This window comes from Streptomyces sparsus (assembly GCF_054776295.1).
Window position 1 is genome coordinate 1 of sequence record NZ_BAAHCA010000701.1, and the last position, 2,601, is coordinate 2,601.

The 2,601-nt window shown below is 74.5% G+C and carries 2 protein-coding genes; both read left to right on the forward strand.

Translation table 11 applies throughout. The features are described 5' to 3' along the window. Positions 1–28 precede the first annotated feature (28 nt). A complete protein-coding gene (locus ACYVE9_RS22335) occupies positions 29–1,552 on the forward strand; it encodes a phytoene desaturase (RefSeq protein WP_461029682.1) in 1,524 nt (507 codons plus the stop codon). Beyond that, a partial coding sequence (locus tag ACYVE9_RS22340) for a phytoene/squalene synthase family protein (RefSeq protein ID WP_461029681.1) occupies positions 1,549–2,601 on the forward strand: 1,053 nt, incomplete at its 3' end. The genes ACYVE9_RS22335 and ACYVE9_RS22340, both read left to right, overlap by 4 nt.

The window sequence follows — 2,601 nt, forward strand, 5'->3', positions numbered from 1 at the left end:
TGGCGCCCGCGATCGGCGGTGGCCCGGCGTGAGGCGCGTGAGTGGACGCACCGACCACGTCGTGGTGGTCGGAGCCGGCCAGTCCGGGCTGGCGGCGGCGATGCACCTGCTCGGCTCCGGTCGGCAGGTCACCGTCATCGAGGCACAGGACCGGCCGGGCGGGCGCATGGGCCGCCTCGACACGGCCGGCTACCAGGTGGACACCGGCCCGACCGTGCTGACCATGCCCCATCTGGCGGAGGAGGCGTTCGCCGCGGTCGGTGACAGCCTCGCCGACCGGGTGGACCTGCTGCCGCTCGCCCCGGCCTACCGGGCGCGGTTCGCCGACGGCTCCCAGGTGGACGTGCACACCGACGGCGACGCGATGGAGGCGGAGGTCCGGCGCTTCGCGGGAGCGGAGGAGGCCGCAGGGTACCGGCGGCTGCGCGACTGGCTGGAGAAGATCTACCGCGCCCAGATGAACCACTTCATCGACACCAACTTCGACTCCCCGCTGGGTGTGCTGCGCCCGGACCTGGCCCGGCTGGCCGCCCTCGGCGGCTTCGGACGCCTCGACGCCGCGATCGGCCGCTTCCTGAAGGACGAACGACTGCGCCGCGTCTTCTCCTTCCAGGCCCTCTACGCCGGGGTGCCGCCCGAGCGGGCCCTCGCCGCCTACGCCGTCATCGCCTACATGGACACCGTCGCCGGCGTGTACTTCCCGCGCGGAGGTATGCACGCCCTTCCGCAGGCCATGGCGGACGCCGCCGCCGACGCCGGCGCCGAGTTCCACTACGGCAGCACCGTGGAACGGCTCGAACAGCACGGCGGCCGGGCGCGGGCCGTGGTGACCTCCGACGGGCGCCGCACCCCCTGCGACGCCGTGGTGCTCACCTGCGACCTGCCCGTCACGTACCGCCTGCTGGGCCGCACCCCGCGCCGCCCGGTGGCGCTGCGCCACTCGCCGTCCGCGGTGGTCCTGCACCTCGGCACCGACCGGACCTGGCCCCAACTGGCCCACCACACCCTCTCGTTCGGCAAGGCGTGGAAGCAGACCTTCGCCGAGATCACCCGCCAGGGAAGGCTCATGAGCGACCCGTCGCTGCTGGTCACGCGTCCCACCACGCACGACCCGTCGCTGGCACCTCCGGGACGGCACCTGCACTACGTGCTGGCCCCCTGCCCCAACACCGACATCGGGCCGGGAGCGCACGCCTGGCGGGAACTCGGCCCGCGCTACCGGGACGAACTCGTCGGCGTGCTGGAGGAGCGCGGGCTCGACGGGCTCGGCTCGGCGATCGAAGCGGAGACGCTGATCACGCCGGCCACCTGGGACCGGGACGGGCTGGCCGCCGGCACCCCGTTCTCCGCGGCCCACACCTTCTCCCAGACGGGCCCGTTCCGCCCCCGCAACCTGGTGCGCGGAACCGACAACGTGGTACTGGCCGGCTGCGGGACCACGCCGGGGGTCGGAGTGCCCACCGTCCTGGTCTCGGGCAAGCTGGCCGCCGACCGCATCACCGGCGGCCAGCGGGCCGCGGCACTGCCGACCCTTCGAGGAGCCGGTCGATGAGCCCGCGTGAACTCGACGCCGCCCGGATCGTCGAACCCGGTCTGCGCGACGACTACCTGTTCTGCCGGGACCTCAACTCCCGCCACGGCAAGACCTACTTCCTCGCCACCCGCCTGCTGCCGCCCCGCCGCCGCCCCGCCGTGCACGCCCTGTACGGCTTCGCCCGCTGGGCGGACGACATCGTGGACACCCCCGGGGAACAGCCCGCGCCCCCGGCACCGGCCCCGCCCGCGGTACGTCGCGCCCCCGTCGGGCAGCACGTTCCGGCGGAACAGGGCCTCCCCTTCGAGCGGCACGCACCCGCTCCCGCCCGCGGGCCAGGCGCAGACGTCGGGCCGCGGCCCACCCCGGCCGAACAGCAACGCACCGAGGCTCTGCTGGCGCTGGAGCGGCAGCTGCTGCCTGGCCTGCGCACCGGCAGCAGCGACGAACCGGTGATCCGCGCACTCGCGGACACGGCCCGCACCTACGACATCGACGAGCGCCACTTCACCGACTTCATGGCGTCGATGCGCATGGACCTCGAAGTCACCGACTACCCCGACTACGCCGCGCTGGAGCGGTACATGCACGGCTCCGCGGCCGTCATCGGCCTCCAGATGCTGCCCGTGCTGGGCACGGTCGTCCCGCGCGCGGAGGCGGAGCCGCACGCCGCCGCGCTGGGAGTGGCGTTCCAGCTGACGAACTTCCTGCGCGACGTGGGCGAGGACCTCGACCGGGGCCGCGTCTACCTGCCGGCCGATCTGCTCGCCGCGCACGGCGTCGACCGCGAGCTGCTCTACTGGAGCCGCGCCACCGGACGCCGGGACGCCCGCATCCACCGGGCGTTGCGGGAGACGGTGTCCCTGACCCGGGGGGTGTACCGCGAGGCCGCCCCCGGCATCGCCATGCTCGACCCGATCGCCCGTCCCTGCATCGAGACCGCGTTCCTGCTGTACGCGCAGATCCTCGACAGCGCGGCGGACGCCGACTACCCGGTGGTCCACCGCCGGGTGGCGGTGCCCGGCGCCCGCCGTGCGGCGATGGCGCTGCGCGGCGCCGCCCGGGTC